We start from the raw sequence: 18883 nt of genomic DNA on the forward strand, positions 1-18883 counted from the left end.
CTAGCGGACGAGAGTGTAACGGGCGCAGGCGAATTCGCCGTTCTGGGCCAGTTCGGTGAGCTTCAGCTCGACTCGGCGGGGCAGCAGCGGCTGTCCCGCCCCGAGCGTGATCGGCGCGATCGATACACACACCTCGTCCAGCAAACCGTGGTCGGCGAACTGCCCCGCCAGCTCGCCGCCGCCGACGATCCAGATGCTCTTGCCCGCCGCGGCCTCGGTCATCTCCTTGTGCACGACGGTGACCGGCTGCTGGGTGTACCGCACGTCGGCCCCGTCGGTGCGCGGGTCGAAGTCGCGGTGGGTGAGGACCCACGCGGGCATCGCGTACGGCCATTCCATATCGGGATGGTTGTCGAGGATCCACCGATAGGTGTTGGCGCCCATGGCGATGGCGCCGATATCGGCGATGAACGTGTCATAACCCATCGGTCCCTTGTTGTCGACCTGCCGGGTCACCAGCCAGTCCAGCCGATGGTCCGGTGTGGCGATGAATCCGTCCAGGGTGGTGGCGGTGTAGTAGACGGTGCGGGGCATGGTCATCCTCTCTTGCGCAACCACATGATCGGGTCGCCGTTGTCGTGTTCTGTTGTCTGATCAGGAAATTCGCTGTCGATCCATTGGCGTACCAGCAGTCGCCGGTAGGCCGAATAGGTGAGAACGTGGGCGATCACGGAGCCGAGGACGAAACTCTCCGGCGGCTCGCACAGGGCGTCGATCAGGGTGTCGTCCCAGCCGCCGCGGCGGTCGATGTCGCGGACGGTATCCAGCCATCGCGGCACCACCTGCTCGAATCGCCGCGTCAGCTCGGGGAGGTCGTCGCAGCCGCGGTCGGGTTGATCGGTGCCTTCGATCGAGGCCAGCCATACCTGTTTGGTCCACACCAGGGTCGCGAGGACGGTCGCGATGGATGCGTCCGGTCCGTCCCACGACAGCACCGCCGCCGTCGAACGCTGCCGCCGGTACCGATCGTCGTCCAGGCTCTTCGCCCTGTCGAGGAGTTCGCGCGTGTCCTCCACGTCGTGGTGCAGCAGCAGCGACGTCGGATCCATATCGTGTCTGCCTTTCGGTTCGCCCTCCACCCACAGCGACATCGGCGGGTGGAAATGGATCCCGTTCACCGCGGGAAGCCAACGGGTGCGGGATGCGGTCGGCGTAGCGCTGGGCGGATGTCCGTAGGCGCGGCTGTAGGCCCGGCTGAACCCCTCGACCGAGTCGTATCCGGCGGCGAAGGCCACGTCCGTCACCGCCGCCCCACCACTCAACTGCCAGGCGGCGCGTTCCAGCAGCACCCGCCGCCGCATCGCCACCGGCGACTCGCCGGTGCCGCGCGAGAATTGCCGGGAGAAGTGATAGGGCGAGACGAAGGCTCCCTGCGCCATCGCGCTGAGCGTGGTGTTGTTCTCGTCGAGAACGGAATCGAGCAGTTCCCGTAATCGGTCACGTCCGGTCGTCACACCGTTCAGTGTGGTCGGCGGGGGTTATCTCGCGCTTGACCGATCTTGCGCATGTCCGCGCGAACCGGCTCCGTGCCGTGCGTTCACACCCGGTAGTGCCGCCGGGGGCCGTATCCGGGCGGGCCGTATCCGCGGCGGTGGTGGATGAACAGGAAGAACAGCGCCGGGAAGACGAAGAACGGAATCATATGTGTGGTGGCGACGATCACCACCCCGACCACCACGGCGGCCAGCAGCAGGACCGGGAACATCGGTCGTGGCCGCCGCTGCTCGCGCTGCGGACGGGCCGGCGGGGCTGGTTGCGGACGCGGCAGGTCGGCGAACAGGACGATCAGGTCGGCGGCCGTTTTCGCGGCATAGGCGCGGCTCACGCGCTCGTCGTATTCGTCGAGCTCGAGGCGCCCGGCCGCGAAATGGTCGCCGAGCGCGGCCGCGGCCTGTTCACGTTCGGCCGTGCCGACGCGGACGCTCGGCGACCCGAACACCGCGGGGTCGAAATCGGTCATGGCAACCGCCTCACCGGGAGAACGAAATCACGATGCACCCAGCGTAGGACGGTTCGGGGAATCGTGCCTGCGCCCGCGGGCGTATCCACGGCTACGCCCCGCGACGGACCCGGCGCGTATCACCCGGCGCATGCGGTGCGTGTCAGCCTGGAGTGATCCCCGGAGGAGCGAGGAAAATACCCGGAAGCCTTGCGGTGAAACACTATTCACCGCGTCGGCGCAGGTCGCGAAAGTGTCGGATTTCGCACAGCTACGAGCGGCGGCGACCTCCGGTTTCGCTCGGTAGCGTGGCTGGAAACCCGAGAGACAGCAAGCCCGAGATACAGCCATCGCAAGGAGTTGGAAGCCTTGGAGGAGGTACTTCGACCGCTGGTGGTCTTCGCCGCGACGCTCGCGGCCACCATCGCACTCGGCGCGGTGGTCGACCGCCTGTTGAATCACGCCGCGCAGAAGCATCCCGCTAACCGACTGCCCGGTCTACTGCGTCGCGTCCACCTGCCGTTGCAGGTGTTCCTCGCCACGATCGCCCTGCATTTCACCTATCCGCTGGCAGAGATCCACCTGCGCCACGACGCCGTCGTGCTGAACATCCTCGCCGCGGTGGCGATCCTGTCCGCCGCCTGGGTGGTGATGCGCGCCGTCGACGCGGTCGCCGAGAACACGCTGGACAAGTACGCGCACCGCACCCTCGACATCGCCAAGGTGCGGCGGCTGCATACGCAGCTGACCCTGGTCCGGCGCATCATCACCACGGTGCTGTCGATCACCACCGCCGCGGTCGCGATCCTGCTGTTGTTCCCGAATCTGCGGACCCTCGGGACCTCGCTGCTGGCCTCGGCAGGCATCATCGGCGTGATCGCCGGTGTCGCCGCGCAGTCGACGCTGGGCAATCTCGTGGCGGGCCTGCAGATCGCGTTCGGTGATTCGGTGAAGATCGGCGACACCGTCGTGGTCGAGGGGGAGTGGGGCACGGTGGAGGAGATCACGCTGTCGTTCCTCACGGTCCGCATCTGGGACGACCGCCGCCTCACCATGCCGGTCTCGTACTTCAATTCGAAACCGTACGAGAACTGGTCCAAGGGCGGCCCGCAGATCACCGGCACCGTCTTCCTCTATCTGGACACCAGCACGCCGGTCGCCGAACTACGCGAACATCTGCGCGACTATCTGCGCACCCGTGACGATTGGGACGGCCGCAACTGGAATCTGCTGGTCACCGACAGCACCCCCTTCGGCATCCAGGTGCGCGCCTCCATGTCGGCCCGCAACGCCGACGACGTGTGGACGCTGCGCTGCGCGGTGCGCGAGGAACTGCTGGCCTGGCTGCGCACCGAGCATCCGAGCGCGCTGCCGAAGGTGCCGACCAGCGTGGTCGAACGCGACCATGCGATGGCCGAGTAGCCGTCTATAGAGTCGTGGGGTGCGCGAATTCCGCTTCGGAGTCAATTTCCTCAGCCCCGGGACCGCCGACGAGTGGGCCGCCAAATGCCGACGGGCCGAATCCCTCGGCTACGACGTGCTGCTGGTCCCCGATCACCTGGAACTTCCGGCGCCCTTCCCGTCGGTGCTCGCCGCCGCGCAGGCCGCCGAACGCCCGCGAGTGGGCACCTTCGTCCTGAACGTCGCGTTCTGGAACCCGGTCCTGCTGGCCCGCGACGTGGTGAGCACCGCCCAGCTCACCGGCGGCCGGCTCGAACTCGGTCTCGGAACCGGTTACGTGCGAGACGAGTTCGAGGAAGCCGGGATCGAATTCGGCACCCCCCGCACCCGGGTCGACCACCTCGAGAAGACCCTGACCGAACTCCATCGGCTGCTGCCCGAACCGCGGCCCACCATCCTGCTGGGCGGCAGCGGTAACCGCATGCTGCGGCTGGCCGCCCGCCACGCCGACATCATCGCCTTCACCGGCGGCGAACCCGTCCCCGGCGCCACCGACGGCTCGATGCGCCTGTCCAGTGCCGAGACGGTCGACGAACGCGTCGCCGCGGCACGGCGTTTCGTCACCGAGTACGACCGCGATCCGGAATTCAACATCCTCGTTCAGCAGGTCGTCGAAACGACCGACCGCAAGGCCGCCGCCACCGAGATCGCCGCGCAGATGGATCATTTGAGCGTCGACGAGGTGCTGGACGCGCCGACCCTGCTGATCGGCACGCCCGCCGAGATGGCCGATCAGATGCGCGAACGCCGGGAACGGTACGGCTTTTCCTATGTCACCGTGCTGGAGCCGGCGATGGAGGGGTTCGCGAAGGTGATGCGGGAAGTGCGTGGCTGAGCCGCTAGTGCACGACCGACAGGTGCGGGCCGATCTGCGCCTCGCCGAGGACTTCCGCGAGAAGCCATGAGTTCCACCGCAATTCGTCGGTGAGTTCGGTACGCCCGAACCCCGCGTTGTGCGCGCGCACCACGGCCTCCGCGAGCAGGCCGGGGCCCTCGCCGGGATATTCGGCGACCGGCTCGCGGTCGTGGTGCAGGGTCCGGGTCGCTTCGATGCTGCGCATCCGAGGCGTCCGGTCCCGCACGATCCGCCTGATTACCTCGGTCGGCACACCCCACTGGCGCGCGAGCGCCGCCGGGCTGGGGAAGTGAATCGGCGACGGGCACAGCCGGTCCATCTCCTCGGCGGGAACGAGCAGTTCGGCGGCGAACCGGTCGGCCTCCAGCGCCTGAGTTCGATCTCCGGGCAGGGGGCAGGGGTGCAGCAGCAGATGACCGAGTGCGCGCGCACAGGCGAACCGGTAGCCGTACACGCATTGCGTATGCCGTGCGGCCACCACGATCAGCGAGCGGCCCCAGGTGTGCGTGGCGTAGGTGCCGACCCGGGCCATGGCCGCGCTCGTCGCCGGCGCCAGAGCCACCACGATGCCGCGCGACTCGAGGGTCGCGCCGAGATGCGCCAGCGGACCCGGAGCGATTCCCCAGTGGTCGCGAAGCAGGCGCGCGGCGTCGGCGGGTGATAGTCCCTGCTCGAGGGCGGGCAGGTCGAGCGCCGGAAACCGCATCCGGCAGCCCAGCGTGTACGCCAACTCCCAGATGTACTCCGCGAACACCACCGCCTTCGCGCGATCCGACGCCGACGCGGAACCGGGATCGTCGAAATGCACGTCTGCGGCGTCGATCCGGCACATCGGGCGCCCGGTGGCGAAGTACTCGACGGGGACCTTCAAGACCCGGGCCAGATCGGCCGGAACGTCCGGATCGGGCTGCACGGCGCCGATCTCGTACTGTTCGACGACCGCGGCGGACAGACCTGCCGCGTCCGCGAGTTCGGCGACGGACAGTTCGGCCCAGCGACGCGCCTGGGTCAGCCGGATCGGCTCGAATGCCGACGCGACGAATCCGCCCGGCTCGGCGCTGCGGTCGGTGAGGAGTTTCAGCCCGCGTCGGTCCTGTCGACCGTCACTGTCCACCCGAATTGTTTACCGCATCGACGGGGGCTGCGGGTGATCCGACCCGAGGAAAAATTCGGTTTCCGGCGAAGCGGACAAACTCGGCCGCGGCGAATTGTCCGGCTTCTCAGAGCATTCCGCCGGGCGTGACCGGCAGCAATTCCGGGCGTTTCGCCGGTCGGCCCGCACCGGTCGACACGCCGCGCAGCCGCCGCCAGACCCACGGACGCAATGTCGCTGCGACCCAGGCGAGTTCGCCGCCCGCGCCGGCCGCGCGGAACCGCTCGGAGCCGTCCGGCGGATGGGCCCAGCTGTGGTCGGCGCCGTCGAGGCCGAGCGCCTCCGCGGCGGCCAGTGCGAACCGTTCGTGGCCCAGTTCGGAGCCGTGCAGCCGGTCCGGGCTCCACATGCGCAGATCGACCATCGAGGCAGCCCCGAACAGATCCACCAGGCGCAGTCCGTATCGGCTCGCGCACAGGCGAATTCGATCGTTGATCAGGTCGACGCGGGGTCCGATGTAGCGGGCGGCCAGTGGCACGATCCGGCGCACGTCCGGGAAGGTCGTCGTCACAACCGTTGCGCCGCAGGCGGTCAGCTTCGCGTACAGCTCCTCCATCAGGTCCAGTGCGGCCACGAGATCGGTGCCGGGCGCCGTGACGTCGTTCATGCCCGCGCAGATGCCGACCAGATCCGGTTCCATCGCCAGAGCGGCGTCGAGTTGTTCGTCGCGGATCTCGGCGAGGCGGCGACCACGCACCGCCAGATTCGCGTACCGGATCTCCGGATTGTCCTGAACCAGGCGCTCGGCCAGCCGATCGGCCCAGCCGCGCAAGCCGCTGCCGTCGTCACCGTCCCACAGCCCCTCGGTCTGGCTGTCGCCCAACGCGACGAAGCGCTCGTAGCGGTTCGGCGATGCCGCCGGACCGTCCGGACGCGGCGAGGACAACGTCGTCATGGCAGACCTCCGAGACGTGAAGAGGGTGATGCGGGAAGCGGCGTGACGGGCCCGGGGCCGCCATCGCCACCGGCTGGACAGGCTACATCGGTGCGGTCCGGTCGAATCAGGGCGTCCGAAGCGTAGTGATCCGTGCCACCGGAACCGATCGGCCGGTCCGGATCCGGTCCCGATGGGCGGAACGGTGCCACCACCTCTGCGTAGTCCGCGCTATTACTCGATGCGAGTGGACCGGACCGCCGACGTCGCGGCGATGTCCGGCCGCCTGCCCATCGGAAGGATTTCGCCGTGACCGAATTGGCCGAACTGCACCGACGTCTCGCCCGCGTCGAGGACGAACGCGCGATCGAGCGGTTGATCGCCTCGTACGGCCCGCTGGTCGACGCGGGCAACGTCGCCGCCGCCGACCTGTGGTCCGCCGACGGCACCTACGACGTCGAGGACTGGCAGATGCGCGGTCGCGCCGATGTCGCCGCCATGGTCGCCTCCGAGGCTCATCAGGGCCTGATCGAGCGTGGCTGCCTGCATTTCCACGGTCCGGCGGTGGCCACCGTCGACGGTGACGACGCGGTCGCGGTCTGCGAATCGATCCTCGTGGTCCAGCACAACGGCCGCAATGTCGTGGCCCGCACCGGCGCCAACCACTTCACCCTGCGCCGGATCGACGGCCGCTGGCAGATCACCGCCCGCACCACCCGCACGGTCGACGGCGATCCCGCGGCCCGCGACCTGCTGACCGCCGGAATCCAAGGGGTGGCGCGATGAGCGGCCAACTCGCCGGCAAGGTCGCCCTGGTGACGGGTGCCGCCGCCGGCATCGGAGCGGGAATCGCCCGCCGCTTCGCCGACGAAGGCGCACGGGTGGTGATCACCGACCTCGACCAGATATCGGGTCGCGCGGTTGCCGACGAGATCGGCGGCCGGTTCGTCGCGGCCGACATCCGCGAACGCGCCGACGTCGAAAACGCGGTAGGGGCAGCGATTTCCGACTACGGATCCATCGACATCCTGGTCAACAACGCCTGGGGCGGCGGAACGATCGGCCGCGTCGAGAACAAGTCCGACGGACAACTCGCCCACGGCATCGCCCTCGGCTACTACGGGCCGTTCTGGGCGATGCGCGCCGCGTTTCCGTATATGCAGAGCCGTGGGTGGGGGCGAGTCGTCAACATGTGCAGCCTCAACGGCGTCAACGCTCATATGGGTTCGCTCGAATACAACGCCGCGAAAGAGGCATTGCGCGCCCTGACCCGCACCGCCGCCCGCGAATGGGCTCCCACCGGCGTCACGGTGAACGCGGTCTGCCCGGCCGCCAAGAGTCGCAGCTTCCAGCGCGTCCTGGGGGAACATCCCGAGATGGAAGCGATGGCGGATGCGGCGAACCCGATGGGACGCATCGGAGATCCGTACGACGACATCGCGCCCGTGGTGGTCTTCCTCGCCTCCGACGGATCGCGTTATCTCACCGGGAACACCTTGTTCGTCGACGGCGGCAGTCACATCAACGGCGTCGCGTGGGCGCCGGATCTCGATGCCGCCGAACGAGATCAGCCGGTGTGACCGCTCCCGCCGACATTCGCCGCACCATATCCTCTGCGCTCCCTTGTGCAATGTAATACCTTGATAGACAGAGGTTTTGGTAGCCAGGGGTGTGGCGGCTCCACCGAAGGACCCGCCCGGCTACGCCGGCAAGGGGGTCCGAGATGCCCGATATTCATTTCGAGCGGCGGCGTCAGCGCGTGGCGCAACAGCTCGGCGAACTGACCGTCCTCACGCCGGCCTGGCGGCGATTCCTGTCGGTGCCGCTGATGCGCAACGGCTGGCATGTGCTCGTGGAACGCGAGAACAGCCGTTCGGATCGCTTCGACGCCTACGCCGTCGGCCCGGGCGGTGTCTTCGCTCTGGTCCGCACCGACGTGGTGCCGGCCGCCGCGGAACTACGCCGGATCCGCTGGCGTGCGGAGGAGACGTTCGCGAATCTCACCGCCGGCCGCACCCGGTACGTGCCGCATATGATCGAGGTATTGCTGCTGATGGACGAGGCGGCCGACACGCCGGCCGAGGCCCGCTACGTCGCGGTCGACCCGACGACCATCGCCGCACGGCTGTTCGCCGAAGCGAGCCTGTCCAGCCGCAGTGCCCGGCAGATCGCGATGACTGTGGCCGAACGCAACACCTGGTTCGCGCTGCTGTCCGCCGACAGCGGCGCCGGGCCCGAAACCGCGCCCGCCGAAGGGCTTTTCGACGCGACGACGCTGCGGGAAGAAGAACGAGCACGGGCGTTGAAGCGACCGTTCAGCGAATGGATGACATTCCTCGATCCGGCCCAACTCGACCTCGTCTACCGCAACTACAACGGGCCCGCGAGATTCAGCGGTCCCGCCGGAACCGGAAAGACCGTCGTCGCCCTGCACCGCATGGCGCGGTTGTCCAAGGAAGGCGCCGGGCGGCAGCTCTTCACCAGTTTCGTGCGAACGCTGCCGACCTATCACGAATCGGGATTCCGGCGCCTCGCCCCGCACGCGGGTGAGCGGGTGGAATTCACCGGGCTCCACTCCTGGACCACTCATTTCCTCCGCAGTCGCGATATCGGCTGCCGCCTGGGTAGCGGCGACAACGCCTTCTATCACGCCTGGCGCAACGCCCGCCGCCACCTCGAACCCATAGAACCGAATCCGAGCTATTGGAAGGACGAACTGCATCGGGTCATCAAGGGCCAGGGCATCGACCGCGACCTGTACCTGAAAATCGACCGGGTGGGCCGAAACCGCTTGCGTCTGGACAAGACGCAACGCGAGCTCGTCTGGACGCACCTCTACCTGCCGTATCAGGCGGCGCTGCAGGACCTCGCGACGGTGGATTTCAACGATGTGATCGATCTGGCGATCGACGAACTGCGCGCGGCGCCGCTGGACGCGCCCTACGACCTGGTGGTGGTCGACGAGGTTCAGGACTTCACCCTGATGGAACTCAAACTCGTCCACCAGATCGCCGGCGGCACCTCGACCTCACCGCTGCTGCTGGTCGGCGACGGTCAGCAACAGGTCTATCCCGGCGGCTGGCGCCTCTCCGATGCCGGCATCCCGATCGTCGGCCGCGGCGCGGTGCTGCGCACCAACTACCGCAATCGCGCCGCCGTGCACGACTACGCCAAGCGGGTCGACGCGACGAATACGGTCGACGACCTGGACGGCGCCCCCGGATTCGTCCTGCGTGACAGCGAGGTCGTGTTGGCGGGTGGTACGGCCCGCGCGGAGACCTTCTCGCGGTCGCGGGCCGAGGAGACGGTGGTCGCCGCCCTGGCCGCTTCCGGATATCCACACTCCGACATCGCCGTGATCACCGACACCAACCGCCAGGCCGAGAGAATCCGAGCAGCACTGCGCCGCAAGAAGATCCCGTCCGTCTCCCTCGAACACTACGACGGCACCCAGCACGATGCGGTGAAGGTGGGAACCGTCCATCGCGCCAAGGGGATGGACTTCGCCGCGGTGTTCCACCTCACCGACGCGCCGACGACGCCCGTCGACCGGTTGCGCGGCAGCGAGCGCGACCGGGCGGAGCTGGCGGCACGACAGACCATGGTGGCGCTGACCCGCGCACGGGACCACATCTGGATCGGGCTGATGCGGGATTGAGGCCCACGAGTCGGTCTTTCTCAGCTGAATCGGTTACCTTCGGCATCCATGACCGACGCATCACCGGGTTCGGCCGAACCGCGCGCCCTGCCGGAATCGACGTCCACCGCACCCGCCCGAGATCGCCGGCCACGACGCCTGGGCAAGGTTCGCCAGGTGGTCGTCTCGGTGCTGCTGGCGGCGATGACCGCCATGGTTCCGCTGGCCTTCGCGCCCGCCATGCCCGCCTCGGCGGCGGTGGCGAAGCCGGGCGTGGAGAATCTGCCGGCTCGGGCCGCCGTGGCCGATCTGGTCGGCGACCACCCGTGGTCGGTGGCCCTGCCCACTGATTTCGCGGCCGAGGCAGGCTATCGGCCGGTGGTCGAGGACGGGATCCTGGTCGATCCCGACGGTGACTGCTCGTCGCCGATCCAGCTTCCCGCCGAGTTCACCGAGGCGTGCAAGGCGCACGACCTGGGCTACGACATGCTGCGCTACGCCGAACAGCGGCAGCAACCGCTGCAGCCGTGGGCACGCCAGGCCATCGACGCCACCCTGCAGCGCCGCATGCACGCCGCCTGCGATACGCGCACCGACGCCGCCGCCCGCGCCCGCTGCGACGTCCTGGCCACGGTCGCCACCACGGGGGTCGACCTGAATTCCCGGCGGCAGAATTACGCGACGCCGGATCCGGAGTTCCTGTTCGGCACGCAGCTGTCGGGCGAACGGCTCAGCGATCAGCTGCTCCATGTCGGTGGTCCCGCCGCAGTGGGAGCGGTTTCGGCGGCGATCGTCGGCATCGTGGCGTGGCGGCGCCTGCGGCCGGCTCGGCTCCCGGCCACCGCTGCCGTCGCGGAAGCCGGTGCCGCCGGGTAACCGCCGTGACGATGCAGAGCACAACCCCGCGCGCGAACGCGACGACGAAGCCCCGCCGGCACCGGTCTCTCCACGTGCGTCCGCGCATCGATACGGTCGTCGCCGTCACCTTCGCCGTCGTGATGTCGCTGCTGCCGGCCGTGCTGCCACGTACCTCCGTATCCCAGGCCATCCTGACCGGCGTGCCGGTGGCGCTCGCCATCGGAGTGTCCGGCCTGCTGCGCTGGACGCTGAGCCGTTGGCGAATCGACATCGACGAACGCTTCGGCCGCCACCGCGTACCGATCCTGCTGATCTGCGGCTTCGTGGTGACAGCGGTCGTCGTGCGCGCCGCCGCGTGGCAGAACGGCCTGCACGCGGCCATGGGGGAGGCCCCGGTCGGCGCCGCGTACTGGCTGCGCTGTGCCTTCGGTTCGGCTGTGGTCGCAGTCTTCCTGGTGGTGCTGGGACGCGGAATGCGGTGGGGGATGAGGAAACTCCTGCGCGTCTGAATTACAGCGCGGCCGCGACCTTCCATGCCGAGTGGATCGCGCCCTCGATGTAATCGACGGAACCGGCATCACCCACGACATGCACTTCGGGAACCACCCCGGCCAGCGCATCGGCCAGGGGTGCTTGCGCCGAGACCCCGGAGGCCACCACGACCATGTCCGCCGGCGCGGTCGATATCTGCTCGCCGACGCGAAACTCGACGTGCTGCTCGGTGATTCGCAGTACGGTCGCGTGCCGGTGAATGGTGACGCCCGCCTCGCCCGCATGCCGAACGGCCGTCCACCGCCGCGGCATCGCCATCGGCACACCGAGCTGTCGGCCTTCCTCGAGGAGCGTCACGGCGCGCCCGCGTTCGGCCAGGAACTCCGAAAGTTCCAGTCCGACAAGCGAACCCCCGATCACCACCACATTCTTGCCCATCGGCAGGAAGTGGCGCGTCACCGACCGGATCGCGGCGGGACTCTTCGTCACCCCGGAAATCTTGCCCAGCTTCGCGACGGTACGCAGCAACGGTGGCACCCGCGAAACATCGCCCACACCGGTCATCAAGGCGCGCAACGTGTCACCGGTGTGCACGTGCGGCAGATCGCTGCCGGGAACTGCCGGGCGATCCCGCACCGCCCCGGTGGCCACCACGACCACGTCGGGATTCAGCGCCGTGATCGACGGCACGGTCGCCTCGGTCTTCAGACGGATGTCGATGCCGAGTCGCTGGACCTGAACCTTCAGCCAGTTCAGCAGCCGTTCGTTGTCGGGCGTGGTGAGGCTGGAGAACCAGAGGGTGCCGCCGAGGCGATCGGCCTTGTCCAGCACCGTGACTCGGTGGCCGCGTTCGGCGGCGAGGCGGGCGGTCTCGAGCCCGCCGGGACCGGCTCCGACCACGACGACATGTTTCGCGGTCGTGCTGCGAACCAGCGGAAGGAGTTTCTCGTTGCCGAGTGCGGGGTTCACCGCACACAACGGGGTGTCGTCCCAGAAGTTCTCCTGCACGCACACATAGCAATTGATGCACGGCCGGACGTTCTGCGGTGTCCCGGCGCGCAGCTTGTTCACCAGGTCCGGATCGGCGAGCAATTGCCGCCCCATCGCCGCGAAATCCGCCTTCCCCTCGGCGATGACCTTGTCGCCGATCTCCGGCAGCACCCGGCCGACCGCGATCACCGGAATGGAGACGGCCTTCTTCACCTCGCCCGCCAGTTCCGTATAGGCGCCCACGTGGTCCGGTAGCGGCCCATCGGTGAAATTGGAGAACGGGTTACGTCCCCAGCCCGTGACATGAATCGCGTCGGCACCGGCCGCCTCGAACAGCGCCGAAGCCTGCTTCGCCTCCTCGGTGGTCAGCGCGTCGTCCTCACCGAATTCACGGCCCGCGATCCGCACCAGAATCGCCAGCGAATCGCCGACCTCGGCCTTGACCGCGCGAATCACCTCGACCGCCAGGCGCGCCCGGTTCGCCAGCGAGCCACCGTATTCATCGGTCCGCTTGTTGTCCGCCCGGCTCAGGAAGCCGCCGAGTATGTACCCGTGTGCGCAATGAATTTCGACCGCGTCACCGCCGGCCGCCCGCACCCGTCGCGCGGCCTCCGCGAAACAACGCACCACCCAATCGATATCGTCCTGCGTGGCCTCGCGATAGGTGGCCTGCTTACCGCCCGTGACGGCGGCCAGCTTCTGCAGTTCTTCCGGAGTGTTGTCGGCCAGCGCCGACAGATCCGCGGAGCCGCTCGGCGCCGACGGAACCAGCAGCGGGCGCCCCTGCACGGTATCGATCCGGGCGATCTTGCCGTGGTGGGTCATCTGCACACACAACTTGCTGCCCGCGGCGTGGACGGCGTCCGCGAGCGCCCGGAGCCCAGGAATGAACCGGTCCTCGGACAGCCCGGGTTCCTTGGTGCTCGCACAGCCCACCGGGTAGGCGACCGCACAGCACCCGGTGATGATCAGCCCCGTCCCACCGGCCGCCCGAGCGACGAAATGACCGATATCGCCCTGCTCGATCTCCCCGTCTTCGCAGAGGTTCATATCCATCGCGGGCAGAACGACGCGGTTGGGGACGGTCATCGGCCCGATGGTTCCGGGAGCGAGCAGATGCGGAAAGGTCTGGTTGCGCGGCACGGGTCGAAGCTAGAACTCCCGGCAGCGGGCCAGGGCAAACCTCCCGATCACCGAGACATCGACCGCACCAGCGCGGCGGCCTCGTCCGCGAGAACCTCCGGAGTCCGATCGGTGTGAAGCACGGCTCCGCGTTCGTCGGCGTCCAGCGGCTCGAGCGTGCGCAATTGCGAATCGACAAGGGACACAGGCATGTAATGGCCCCGGCGGCGAGACATTCGAGCCACCAATTCGTCGCGATCGGCGATCAAATGCACGAAGATCACCTCGGTCGCGGCGGCCCGCACGATATCGCGATACCGCCGCCGCAGCGCCGAGCACGCGATCACACCGCCGGTCTGCTCGGCCATCCGCTCGCGCAACCACCCCCCGACCGCGGCGAGCCAGGGCGCGCGATCCTCATCCGTCAGCGGAATCCCGGCGGACATCTTCGCGATATTGGCGGCCGAGTGGAGATCGTCCGCATCCGCGAACGGAATACCGAGCCGGTCGGCCAGGAGACGACCGACCGTCGATTTCCCGGTGCCGGAAACCCCCATCACGACCACACCGAGCGGGCGCATGCGGGCGTTCACCCTGGCACGGTAACCGACACCGTCGCCACGCCCGCAACCGATCACGGGCGGATATTCGTCAGGTCCTCCAGCAGGCCGGGGTGCGTCGGCTCCCAGCCGAGCACCTCACGGGTGTGCGTGCTGGACGAGGGCTGGTCGGCCGCGAAGATCGGGCCGAGCGGGCCGTAGGTATCCGCGGGAACGGACTCGACGGGCAGGTTCAGCTGCCGCCCGATGACCTCCGCGATGTCTCGCACTCGGTCGCCCTCGTCGGCGACGGCGTGCCAGGCGGTACCGGGTTCCGCCCGTTCCAGGGCGAGGCGGAACAGGAGTGCCGCGTCGAGTGCGTGGACGGCCGGCCAGCGCTGGGTGCCGTCGCCCGGGTAGCCGGAGACCCCGGTCCGGCGGGCGATGTTGGTCAGCAGGCCGGCGAATCCGCCGGTGCCCTGGTTGTGCACCGTGCGCGGCATCCGCACGGCCGTGCTCCGGACCCCGCGCGCGGCTAAATCCAGAACGGCCGTGACCGCCCGCCCGCGGCCACCCACGGGCCCGTCGGTCGATACGGGATCGGTCTCGGTGGATGCCCGGCCCGCCACGCTGGGCGTCCCGGAGACCGTGACGAAGGGGCGGTCGCTGCCGACGAGTTCCTCGCCCATCGTCGCCAGGGCCGCACTTTCCTCGGCGACGGTGGCGGCGAGGGCATCGGCGCTGCTGAAGTCGTTGCCGAACGCCAGGTGGATCACTCCGTCGGCCTGAGCGGCACCGGCCCGCAGGACGTCGAGGTCGGCGAGGCCGCCGCGCAGTGCTTCGGCGCCGGCGGCCTCGGCGGCGGCAGCGGACGCGTCGGAGCGGGCGAGTGCGAGCACGGTGTGGCCGTTGCCGAGCAGTTCGGCGACCACCGCGGAACCGATCAGTCCGGTGCCGCCGGTGACGAAGACGCGCATGGATAACTCCTCCAGTGATGGGACCTTTGTCCCGTCACGCTACCACGGTGACGGGACTCTTGTCCCATCACTTATGATGAACCCATGGGTCGATGGGAACCGGGCGCACGAGAACGCCTTGTCGTCGCCGCGGTCGACCTGTTCACCGAGCAGGGATACGACGCGACGACGGTCGCGCAGATCGCCGAACGCGCCGGTGTCACGAAAAGCACCTTCTTCCGGCACTTCCCGGACAAGCGTGAACTGCTCGTGGCCGGCCAGGAGACGCTGAGCCGGCTACTGGCCGAGGGCATCGCCGAAGCGCCCGAACGTGCCACACCCCTCGAGGCGGTCGCCGCCGGCCTCGAACGCGCCTCGGCGGCAATGGGTCCCATGAACCGCGAGCTCGCACCCCGTCTGAAGGCGGCCGTCGCCGCCAGCGCCGAACTACAGGAGCGCGACGCCCTCAAGAGCGTCGGGCTGGCCGCCGCGATGACCGAGGCGCTCATCGCGCGCGGTGTACCGGATCCGACCGCGGCCCTCGCCAGTGAGCTGGGAGTTCTCGCCTTCAAACGCGGGTTCGCCGAATGGACCGACGGGGAGCGGGACGCCTCGGACGAACTGGCGCGGCATGTTCTCTCGGCGTTGGACGAATTGCGGGCGGCGAGCGCAGCGCTGGGCTGAGTCCGCCCGAGCGACACCCCGGTCCGATCAACCCTGCCGGGCGAAGGGTTCCGCGGTCGGCTCGGGCACGATGGCATCGGAATCCGCTCGAACCCGCGGACTTCGGAGATGGGCCCGGTAGAACTCCATGTGCGCGAGAGCCGCTGTCTCCCAATCATATCGGTGTGCGAGTGCCCTGCCACGGTCGATGCGCGCCGTGTCGCGCGGCAGGTTCTGTGCCATCGTCGCCGCCATTCCGGTCGGATCGGTGGCGTAGGAGATCGCGTCGCCGAAGACCTCCCGAAGCACCGGAAGCTCGCGAGCGACCACCGGAACCCCTGCGGCCAAGGCCTCCATGGCCGCCAGTCCGAACCCCTCCTTGGTGGAGAAGAACGGAACCAGCGCGGCTCCGGCGACGAGTGCGGGCAGCGCGTCGTGGGCGACCGTGCCGAGGATGACGGGCCGGATGCCCAGTTCGGTTGCGCGCGCGTCGAATCGAGCCCGGTACTCGCGGTAGTCGAAGAGGGTTTCACCGCCCGCGAAGGCGAGGCGCAGCTGGGCGTGGTCGCGGCGGAGCAGCGCGAAAGCCTCCAGCAGATCGATACTGCCCTTGCGAGGTTCGATGCCACCCAGGGCCAGGATGTAGGGACCGAGGCATCGCTGCCAGCTGCGACGGGCGGTCGATGCGGTGACCGAATCGCTTGCGGCGGAGGCGAATCGGTCGTACTCGACGCCGTTGGGGATCACGACGGGGCGCAGATTCCAGCCGGCGTGAACCTCCGCGGCGACCGCGGCGGAGACGCAGATATGCGCATAGGGGTCGGTGATGGCACGGTCGTGGCAGCGGGCCAGTTCGGGTGTGGTGAAGGTATCGAGGTGATGGATGGTGCGAACGCATCGGCCGACCGCGTTGGCGCTGATGCAGTCCTGGGCATGGACGATGTCGTAGTCCACGGGAGTGAACGCGGCGCGTAAAACACTGATGGAACGCAGAATTCGCGTCCCGACCGCTTCGCCGTCGATGGCTTCGAAGGGCACCACACGTACCGTCACAGTTGGATCCACCGGGCGGAAGAATCCCGCGTCGCCGCCCCGGCCCAACGTCCACACCGTGACCTCCGCACCGAGACGCGCGAGCGCCTCGGCGAGATTCAGTGTGTGGACCACCCCGCCTCGCGGCTTGGTCGAGTAGGTGAGCAGTGCGATGCGCATCAGTAACCGCCTTTACCGGTCATCAGATTGTGGTAGGCGTCGACGCGGCGTTCCGCGAGATGCCGCAGCACCCGGCGCGCCCGCTCCACCTCCGCGTCGACGTCGATATCGGCCACCGCGAGGCCGCCCTTGGACCAGGTCTTGGCCAGGATGTCGCCACCCGGGCCCACCACCTTGGCCTGGCCGAGGAACCGCAGCGATCCGGTGATGCCGGTCTGATTGGAGGACGCGAGCACGACCTGATTCTCGGCCGCGCGAGCCTGGTCGTAGAGATCGAACAGACGCGATTGGCGGTCGTTGGGCATCCGGGAGGCGCGGTCGGTGACACTGGCCGGCCACGCGGACAGCGCCGCGATCGTGCGCGCACCGTCGAGGGCCAGGGTGCGCGCGGATTCGGGGAACGTCTTGTCGTAGTCGATCAGCATGCCGAGGCGGCCGACCGGGGTGTCGAAGGCGCAGAAGCGATCCCCGGCGGAATAGGCCAGGTGTTCACCGGCGGGCTGGTGGACCTTGCGATGGCGGCCGAGTACGCCGTCGCCGGTCAGACAGACCGCCGCGTTGTAGCGCGTGCCGTCACAGTGTTCGGCATAGCCGACGCAGATGGTCATGGCCCCGGCCAGCCGGCACAGCAGGCGGATCTCCGGACCCTCGGGATCGATGGCCTCCGGCCCGGTGGCGGGATCCGGGTTGCGGAGGTCGCCGATATAGCCGCCGAGCGTCGCGTCGGGCAGCACGAGCAGGTCGACGCCGTCGGCGGCGAGCCGGTCGACGATGCCGGTGATCTTGTCGAGGGCGCGGGCGATGCCGGTGCCGAAATGAGCGGCGACGGCGGCGATCCGGGTGACGGCCATGAGAATCCGGTTCAGGCGGCGGCGGTCGCGCGGGCGGTGACAGTGATCCGATCCGCGAGATATTCGGCATCGCGGGCGACGGCGGCGAACCGGCCCGATCCCCACGTGTGCAGCCAGGGCAGGCCGAGGAAGTACAGGCCCTCGACGGAGGTGACACCGCGATTGTGGCAGGGATGGCCCTCGCCGTCGAATACCCCGACGCGCAGCCACCGGTAGTCGGTCCGGAAACCGACCGACCACACCACCGACGTGATTCCGCTTGCGGTCAGGTCGATTTCGGTCACTTCGTGCTCGGGACGCCACACCGGCCGGTAGCGCGGTTCGGTGGGCGCGTCGATACCCGCACGATCGATGTAGTCGTCGATGGAATCCTTGATGCTCTCGGCAACGGCATCCGCGGCGTCGAGCGAGGATTCCAGCGACGGGGCGAAACATGCTGTGCCGCCCGAGATATCGGCCATCCGCCCATAGAGGCGCATGCCCTCGAGGGCGAAGCGGCGCAGGTCGATATCGCGCCCGCCGTCGCGGCCGGTCACGTAGTGGTTGGTGTTCTCGCGCTTGCCCAGCCCGCCGGGCTGATCCTCGATGGGAATGTCGTAGTGGCCCATATCCTGCAGCCATGCCACACAGTCGCGTCCACGGTAGAAGCGGGCCACTCTAGGCGCGCTGCCCACCGCCAGATGGACTTCGCGACCGGCCAGGTGCAGGTCCTCCGCGATCTGGGCGCCGGACTGCCCGGTGCCGACGACGAGAACGGCTCCCTCGGGAAGGTCTGCGGCACTGTGGTATTCGGCGGAGTGCACCTGCCGAATCGAGCCGGGCAGCCGTTCGGCGAAGCGCGGCACGGTCGGGATGTGATATCCGCCGACGGCGACCACGACCTGATCGGAATGCACCGGCCCACCGGTCGTTTCGATATCGAACCCGCCGCCCGCGGCCACGGTCACCGCGGTGACGGCCACCCCTTCGCGCACCGGCGGATCGAAGGTGTCGGCGTAACCGCGCACCCAGGCATAGACCTCGTCACGGGTCATGAAACCGTGCGGCTGCGGGCCGGTGTAACCGTATCCGGGCAGCACGCACTGCCAATTGGGAGTGACGAGCGTGAAATTGTCCCAGCGGTTGTCGCGCCATTCGTGCGCGATGGTGTCGCGTTCGAGCACGAGATGATCGATCCCGCGCCCGGTCAGATGCCAGCTGATGGACAGCCCAGCCTGCCCGGCGCCGATCACCACCACCTCGTGGTGTTCGATCGAAAAGGGTTGCGGAGTCACGGTTTT

General features: G+C 68.5%; 19 protein-coding genes. 8 read left to right on the forward strand and 11 right to left on the reverse strand.

Annotation, left to right across the window (positions count from 1 at the left end; all coding sequences use genetic code 11):
* The 3 genes from NN2_RS29375 to NN2_RS29385 form a co-directional block, all read right to left on the reverse strand.
* Positions 1-534 (reverse strand): dihydrofolate reductase family protein, encoded by a 534-nt coding sequence (locus NN2_RS29375; protein ID WP_063017830.1) that lies wholly within the window; start codon positions 532-534, stop codon positions 1-3.
* 2 nt (positions 535-536) lie between these two features.
* Complete coding sequence (locus NN2_RS29380; RefSeq protein ID WP_218022071.1) at positions 537-1454, reverse strand: helix-turn-helix domain-containing protein; 918 nt, start codon at positions 1452-1454, stop codon at positions 537-539.
* Between the two features lie 83 nt (positions 1455-1537).
* A complete protein-coding gene (locus NN2_RS29385; protein WP_051755959.1) occupies positions 1538-1960 on the reverse strand; it encodes a DUF1707 SHOCT-like domain-containing protein in 423 nt (140 codons plus the stop codon).
* Between the two features lie 348 nt (positions 1961-2308).
* On the opposite strand from NN2_RS29385, the gene NN2_RS29390 reads away from it, so the two are divergent.
* A complete protein-coding gene (locus tag NN2_RS29390; protein ID WP_063017779.1) occupies positions 2309-3361 on the forward strand; it encodes a mechanosensitive ion channel family protein in 1053 nt (350 codons plus the stop codon).
* A gap of 19 nt (positions 3362-3380) precedes the next feature.
* On the forward strand, positions 3381-4235 hold the full coding sequence (locus NN2_RS29395; RefSeq protein WP_063017780.1) for a TIGR03621 family F420-dependent LLM class oxidoreductase: 855 nt from the start codon (positions 3381-3383) through the stop codon (positions 4233-4235).
* Between the two features lie 4 nt (positions 4236-4239).
* Here NN2_RS29395 and NN2_RS29400 read toward each other — a convergent pair whose 3' ends face one another.
* Positions 4240-5370: a helix-turn-helix domain-containing protein gene (locus NN2_RS29400; RefSeq protein WP_063017781.1), complete on the reverse strand. Its 1131-nt coding sequence runs from the start codon at positions 5368-5370 to the stop codon at positions 4240-4242.
* 106 nt (positions 5371-5476) lie between these two features.
* Positions 5477-6304: an SGNH/GDSL hydrolase family protein gene (locus tag NN2_RS29405; protein WP_063017783.1), complete on the reverse strand. Its 828-nt coding sequence runs from the start codon at positions 6302-6304 to the stop codon at positions 5477-5479.
* Between the two features lie 288 nt (positions 6305-6592).
* Here NN2_RS29405 and NN2_RS29410 point away from each other — a divergent pair, with 288 nt between their 5' ends.
* From NN2_RS29410 to NN2_RS29430, 5 genes are all read left to right on the forward strand, one after another.
* A complete protein-coding gene (locus NN2_RS29410) occupies positions 6593-7069 on the forward strand; it encodes a nuclear transport factor 2 family protein (protein WP_063017785.1) in 477 nt (158 codons plus the stop codon).
* Positions 7066-7863, forward strand: a complete 798-nt coding sequence (locus tag NN2_RS29415) for an SDR family NAD(P)-dependent oxidoreductase (RefSeq protein ID WP_063017787.1) — start codon at positions 7066-7068, stop codon at positions 7861-7863. The genes NN2_RS29410 and NN2_RS29415 overlap by 4 nt, the downstream gene beginning before the upstream one ends.
* A 143-nt stretch (positions 7864-8006) precedes the next feature.
* Positions 8007-9941, forward strand: a complete 1935-nt coding sequence (locus NN2_RS29420; RefSeq protein ID WP_063910911.1) for a UvrD-helicase domain-containing protein — start codon at positions 8007-8009, stop codon at positions 9939-9941.
* A 48-nt stretch (positions 9942-9989) separates the two neighbouring features.
* Positions 9990-10796, forward strand: a complete 807-nt coding sequence (locus tag NN2_RS29425; RefSeq protein ID WP_063017789.1) for a hypothetical protein — start codon at positions 9990-9992, stop codon at positions 10794-10796.
* Positions 10797-10807: 11 nt separating this feature from the next.
* Positions 10808-11287, forward strand: a complete 480-nt coding sequence (locus NN2_RS29430) for an alpha/beta-hydrolase N-terminal domain-containing protein (RefSeq protein ID WP_156511505.1) — start codon at positions 10808-10810, stop codon at positions 11285-11287.
* 1 nt (position 11288) lies between these two features.
* Here NN2_RS29430 and NN2_RS29435 read toward each other — a convergent pair whose 3' ends face one another.
* From NN2_RS29435 to NN2_RS29445, 3 genes are read right to left on the reverse strand one after another with little or no spacing between them, the layout of a single operon-like run.
* The gene (locus tag NN2_RS29435; protein WP_156511506.1) at positions 11289-13403 is read right to left on the reverse strand and encodes an oxidoreductase; all 2115 of its coding nucleotides are present in this window, start codon (positions 13401-13403) and stop codon (positions 11289-11291) included.
* Between the two features lie 47 nt (positions 13404-13450).
* Positions 13451-13963 (reverse strand): gluconokinase, encoded by a 513-nt coding sequence (locus tag NN2_RS29440; protein ID WP_063017836.1) that lies wholly within the window; start codon positions 13961-13963, stop codon positions 13451-13453.
* A 53-nt stretch (positions 13964-14016) separates the two neighbouring features.
* Positions 14017-14898: an SDR family oxidoreductase gene (locus tag NN2_RS29445; protein WP_063017793.1), complete on the reverse strand. Its 882-nt coding sequence runs from the start codon at positions 14896-14898 to the stop codon at positions 14017-14019.
* A gap of 84 nt (positions 14899-14982) precedes the next feature.
* On the opposite strand from NN2_RS29445, the gene NN2_RS29450 reads away from it, so the two are divergent.
* The gene (locus NN2_RS29450; protein WP_063017795.1) at positions 14983-15561 is read left to right on the forward strand and encodes a TetR/AcrR family transcriptional regulator; all 579 of its coding nucleotides are present in this window, start codon (positions 14983-14985) and stop codon (positions 15559-15561) included.
* Positions 15562-15588: 27 nt separating this feature from the next.
* Here NN2_RS29450 and NN2_RS29455 read toward each other — a convergent pair whose 3' ends face one another.
* The 3 genes from NN2_RS29455 to NN2_RS29465 are packed head-to-tail and all read right to left on the reverse strand — an operon-like array spanning position 15589 to position 18877.
* Positions 15589-16752 (reverse strand): MSMEG_0565 family glycosyltransferase, encoded by a 1164-nt coding sequence (locus NN2_RS29455; RefSeq protein WP_082857368.1) that lies wholly within the window; start codon positions 16750-16752, stop codon positions 15589-15591.
* Entirely contained in the window at positions 16752-17603 is an 852-nt protein-coding gene (locus tag NN2_RS29460) for a carbon-nitrogen hydrolase family protein (RefSeq protein WP_063017797.1), read from the reverse strand. Before NN2_RS29460 ends, NN2_RS29455 begins: the two co-directional genes overlap by 1 nt.
* 11 nt (positions 17604-17614) lie before the next feature.
* A complete protein-coding gene (locus NN2_RS29465) occupies positions 17615-18877 on the reverse strand; it encodes an MSMEG_0569 family flavin-dependent oxidoreductase (RefSeq protein ID WP_245658906.1) in 1263 nt (420 codons plus the stop codon).
* Positions 18878-18883: the final 6 nt, after the last annotated feature.

This window comes from Nocardia nova NBRC 15556, from assembly GCF_001613005.1.
In the GTDB taxonomy this organism is placed as follows: Bacteria; Actinomycetota; Actinomycetes; order Mycobacteriales; family Mycobacteriaceae; genus Nocardia; species Nocardia nova.